This is a genomic window from Sporichthya sp. (assembly GCF_013815995.1).
Classification (GTDB): Bacteria; Actinomycetota; Actinomycetes; order Sporichthyales; family Sporichthyaceae; genus Sporichthya.
The window spans coordinates 1-4,584 of sequence record NZ_JACDFE010000291.1; the positions used below are offsets into that span (position 1 = coordinate 1).

Below are 4,584 nucleotides of genomic sequence, written 5' to 3' on the forward strand. Positions count from 1 at the left end.
GCCCGGGCCTTCGCCCCGGCGCCGACGTCCAGGCCGGCCGCGACGAACGCGACGCCGCCCTGCTTCTCGACCTTCTCGGCGACCCGCAGGGTCCCCTCGGCGCCGGGCAGCCCCTTGAACTTCTGCCAGTCTCCGGTGACCTTGAACAGCGCCAGGACGGCCTCGGTCGGCTGCGCGCCGACCTTCAGCCAGTGCTGCGCACGCTCGGAATCGATCTCGATCAGCGACGGGTCATAGGTCGGGTGGTACTTCCCGATCTCCTCGATCGCACGACCGTCACGCTTGGTACGGGAGTCCGCGACGACAACCCGGTAGTGCGGCGAACGGATCTTGCCCATCCGCTTGAGCTTGATCTTGACGGCCACGAGCCTGGTTCTCCTGAAGTTTGCTTCGATGGGCGGCGACACCCGGGTGGGATACCGGAAGACGCGAACCCGCTTCTCGCCCGGCGGGGTAGAGGGCCCGGACCGGCGATGCAGCGGCTCAGTATGCCAGAGCGCCCGGAACCCGCCGAATCCCGCTCAGGCGAACGTCATCAGGAGATGACCCGGCCGCGGAGGACGATCCGGGTCGGGGCGGCGAGGGTTGCCAGGTCGAGGCGCGGGTCGGCGTCGAACACGACCAGGTCCGCCGGGTCGCCCTCGGCCAGGCCCGGGCGGCCGAGGTACTCGCGGGCCCGCCAGGAGGCGCCGCCGAGCACGTAGTCCAGCGGGAGACCCGCCCGGTGCAGGGTGGCCATCTCGTCCACGATCCGCCCGTGCGCGATCACCCCGCCGGCGTCGGTGCCGACGTAGATCGGAACCCCAGCCTGGTAGGCGGTGGCGATCCGCTCGGGCGCGCCGGCCCACAACGCACGCATCTGCGCGGCGTAGGCGGGGAACTTCTCGGCGCCGGAGTCGGCGATCCCCGGGAAGTTGTCGACCACGTTGAGAAGCGTCGGCACCAGGGCCACCTGCATCGAGGCCATCAGCGTGGTGAGTTCGTCGTCGAGGCCGGTGCCGTGCTCGATGCAGTCGAACCCGGCCTGCAGGGCCTCCGCGAGCGCCTGGCGGCCGAAGACGTGCGTGGTCACCCGGGCCCCGCCGGCGTGGGCGGCCGACACCGCCGCGCGCAACTCCTCGACGGGCCACAGCGGGGTCATGTCGCCGGCGTCCCGGTCGATCCAGTCCCCGACGATCTTCACCCAGCCGTCACCGCGGCCGGCCTGGTCAGCGACGGTGGCCGCCAGCGCCGGCGGCTCGACGTCGACGCTCACGCCGCGGATGTAACGCTTGGGCCGGGCGATGTGCCGGCCGGCGCGCACCACCCGCGGCAGGTCCTCGCGCTCGTCGAGCCAGCGCGTGTCACCGGGCGCACCGCAGTCCCGGGCCAGCAGCACCCCGGTGTCCCGGGAGGCCAGCGCCTGCACCTCGGTGGCCGCCCGGTCGGTCTCGCCGCGCGAGGCCAGCCCGATGTGGCAGTGCATGTCGACCAGCCCGGGCACGATCCAGCCGGTGCCGACCGTGGTCGCGCCGAGGACCGGTTCGTAAGTGACGTGGCCGTCGCGGATCCAGAGGTCGACGGGCTGCTCGTCGGGCAGCCGCACGCCGCGGACGTGGAGGGGCTCCATCTCCCTCGGCATCTCTCTCGGCCTACTTCCCGTCGGGGGGCAGCAGGCCCTTGAACTCCGCGGGCAGTTCGAAGTTGATGGGCGCGTTGTCCGCTGCGTCGGCGCGGGCGGCCTCGGCGGCCTCGTCCTGCGCGCGCTTGGCCGGGTTGCCCGAGCTGCGCTTGCCCTTGCCCTTGGCCGGGCGGGTCTGCTGGGCCTTGCCGCGGGACTTCTTGCCGCCGCCGCCGAGGCCGGGCATGCCGCCCATCCCCGCCAGTGGGTTTCCCTGCATCCCCTTCATCCCGCCCATGCCACCGGCCATCTGCTTCATGACCTTGCGGGCCTCGAAGAAACGGTCGACCAGCTGGTTGATCTCGCCGACCTCGACCCCGGAACCCTTGGCGATGCGGGCCCGCCGGGAGCCGTTGATGATCTTCGGGTCGTCCCGCTCGGCGGGAGTCATGCCGTTGATGATCGCGACGACGCGGTCGAGCTCCTTGTCGTCGATCTGGTCGATCTGTTCCTTCATCTCGCCCATGCCGGGCAGCATCTTGATGATCTTGCTGAAGGAGCCCATCTTGCGGACCTGCATCATCTGCTGCTTGAAGTCCTCGAGGGTGAACTCGTTGCCCTTACCGCCGCGCAGGAGCTTGTCCGCCATCTTGGCGGTCGCCTCGGCCTCGAAATGCTGCTCGGCCTGCTCGATCAGGGTGAGCATGTCGCCCATCCCGAGGATGCGCGAGGCCATCCGGTCGGGGTGGAAGGCGTCGAAGTCCTCGAGCTTCTCGCCGTTCGAGGCGAACATGATCTGACGGCCCGTCACCTTGGCGACGGACAGGGCGGCACCACCGCGGGCGTCGCCGTCGAGCTTGGTGAGCACCACGCCGTCGAAACCGACGCCGTCCATGAAGGCCTGGGCCGTGGTGACGGCGTCCTGGCCGATCATCGCGTCGACGACGAAGAGGATCTCGTCCGGACTGACCGCGTCGCGGATGTTCGCGGCCTGCTTCATCATCTCGGCGTCGACACCGAGGCGGCCGGCCGTATCGACGATGACGATGTCGTGCTGGCGGCGGCGGGCCTCGTCGATCGAGTCCCGTGCCACCTTGATCGGGTCACCCACGCCACTGCCCGGCTCGGGCGCGTAGACCACGACCCCCGCGCGCTCGCCGACCACCTGCAGTTGCTGCACGGCGTTCGGGCGCTGCAGGTCGGCCGCGACCAGCATCGGCTGGTGGCCCGCCTTGGCCAGCCACTTCGCAAGCTTGCCGGCCAGCGTCGTCTTACCGGCGCCCTGCAGACCGGCGAGCATGATCACGGTCGGCGCCGTCTTGGCGTACCGCAGCCGGCGGGTCTCGCCGCCCAGGATGTTGACCAGTTCGTCGTTGACGATCTTGATGACCTGCTGCGCCGGGTTCAGGGCCGCGCTGACCTCGGCACCCCGCGCGCGGGCCTTCACCGCCTCGATGAACTCCTTGACCACGGGCAGCGCGACGTCGGCCTCGAGCAGCGCGACGCGGATCTCGCGCGCGGTCGCGTCGATGTCGGCCTCGGAGAGCCGGCCCTTGCCGCGCAGGTTCTTGAAGGACGCTGCTAGGCGGTCGGACAGGGTGTCGAACACGGGGCGGAGGTCCTCACGACGGGCGCTATGGGTCGCCGCCCAGCCTACGTCCTGCGGGACGACGTCCCTGGCGGGCGCATGTCAGCCCGCAGGCGGGCTGACACGCGCCCGCGGGGATCAGTCCAACGCGTCGAGGACGGACTTGACGACCGCGGTGGCCCGCGCCTCGTCCAGGGCCTCCCCGGTGACCGGGTCCACGATGTAGAAGACGTCGACCGCTTCGGCGCCCCAGGTGCTGACCTTGGCCGAGCGGATGTCCACCTCGGCGGCGGACAGGGCCCGGCCGACCCGGTGCAGCAGGCCCGGGCGGTCGTGCGCGCGGATCTCCAGGACGGTCGCCGAGTCCGAGGCGTCGGGGACGAGGTGCACGCTCGGTGGCGGCACCTCGATGCCGGGCCGCAGCTTCTGTGAGGCCTCGCGGCGGGCGAGCCGCTCGCTGATGTCGAGGGTGCCGTCCAGCGCGCGGACGATGTCACCGCGCAGCACGGCGGCGTCCGGCGGGGAGCCGAAGTCCGGGTGCACGGTCCAGACCGTCACCGCGGCGGTGTCGATGGTCTCCGTCACGGCGGAACGGACCCCGAGGCGGTGCACGCCGAACACCCCGGCCACGGTGGCCAGCAGGCCGAGGCGGTCCGGCGAGACGACGGTGACGATGGTCCCCTCGTTCTCGCCCCCCTGGTGGTCACTGCCTCCGATGTGCACGTCGATGACTCCCGGCCGGGCCAGGGCGCGCTGCGCGCCCGAGAGTCCGGGCGAGCCCGGCACCGGCTTGCCCGACAGCACGGCCCGGGTCTTCTCCACCAGGGCCTTGATCAGCTCCGCGCGCCACGGCGTCCACGCCACCGGTGCGGTCGCCAGCGCATCGGCCTCGGTCAGGGCGGCGAGCAGGTCGAGGTTCTCCACCGTGCCGACCGCTTCGGCGACCTGCTCGATGGTGCGCGGGTCGTCGAGGTCGCGTCGGGTGGCGGTGTCCGGCAACAACAGGTGGTGAGTGACCAGCATCGCCAGTACGTCGACGTCCGGCGCACAGAAGCCCAGGCGCGGTGCCAGGTCGCGCACGATGGTCGCGCCGACGACGCTGTGGTCGCCGGGCCAGCCCTTGCCGATGTCGTGCAGCAGGCAGCCGATCAGCAGCAGGTCCGGGCGCGCCACCCGCCGGGTCAGTGCGGCGGCGTTGGCCGCGGCCTCGACCAGGTGCCGGTCGACGGTGAAACGGTGCACCGCGTTGCGCTGCGGCCGACAGCTGACCCGGGCCCAGTCCGGCAGCAGGGTGATCATCACCCCGGCCAGGTCGAGGGACTCCCACACCGCGACCGCGGGCCGGCCGGCGCCGAGCAGACGGACCAGTTCCTCCCGGGCGGCGTCCGGCCACGGC

At 71.8% G+C, this 4,584-nt stretch carries 4 protein-coding genes; all 4 read right to left on the reverse strand.

Features of this window, described 5'->3' with window-relative positions; all coding sequences use genetic code 11:
• Positions 1–365 (reverse strand): 30S ribosomal protein S16 (gene rpsP, locus H0X00_RS21770; RefSeq protein ID WP_293774785.1); only part of this gene is annotated, 365 nt, incomplete at its 3' end.
• A gap of 170 nt (positions 366–535) precedes the next feature.
• On the reverse strand, positions 536–1,609 hold the full coding sequence (locus tag H0X00_RS21775; protein ID WP_293774787.1) for an amidohydrolase family protein: 1,074 nt from the start codon (positions 1,607–1,609) through the stop codon (positions 536–538).
• 22 nt (positions 1,610–1,631) lie between these two features.
• Positions 1,632–3,209 (reverse strand): signal recognition particle protein, encoded by a 1,578-nt coding sequence (ffh, locus tag H0X00_RS21780; RefSeq protein ID WP_293774788.1) that lies wholly within the window; start codon positions 3,207–3,209, stop codon positions 1,632–1,634.
• Between the two features lie 117 nt (positions 3,210–3,326).
• On the reverse strand, positions 3,327–4,584 hold a 1,258-nt coding region (locus tag H0X00_RS21785), incomplete at its 5' end, for an ACT domain-containing protein (RefSeq protein ID WP_293774790.1).

Excerpts from the sequence above, each read along its gene's own strand:
- H0X00_RS21775 (WP_293774787.1), bottom strand. The coding sequence starts at position 1,609 with ATGGAGCCCCTCCACGTCCGCGGCGTGCGGCTGCCCGACGAGCAGCCC.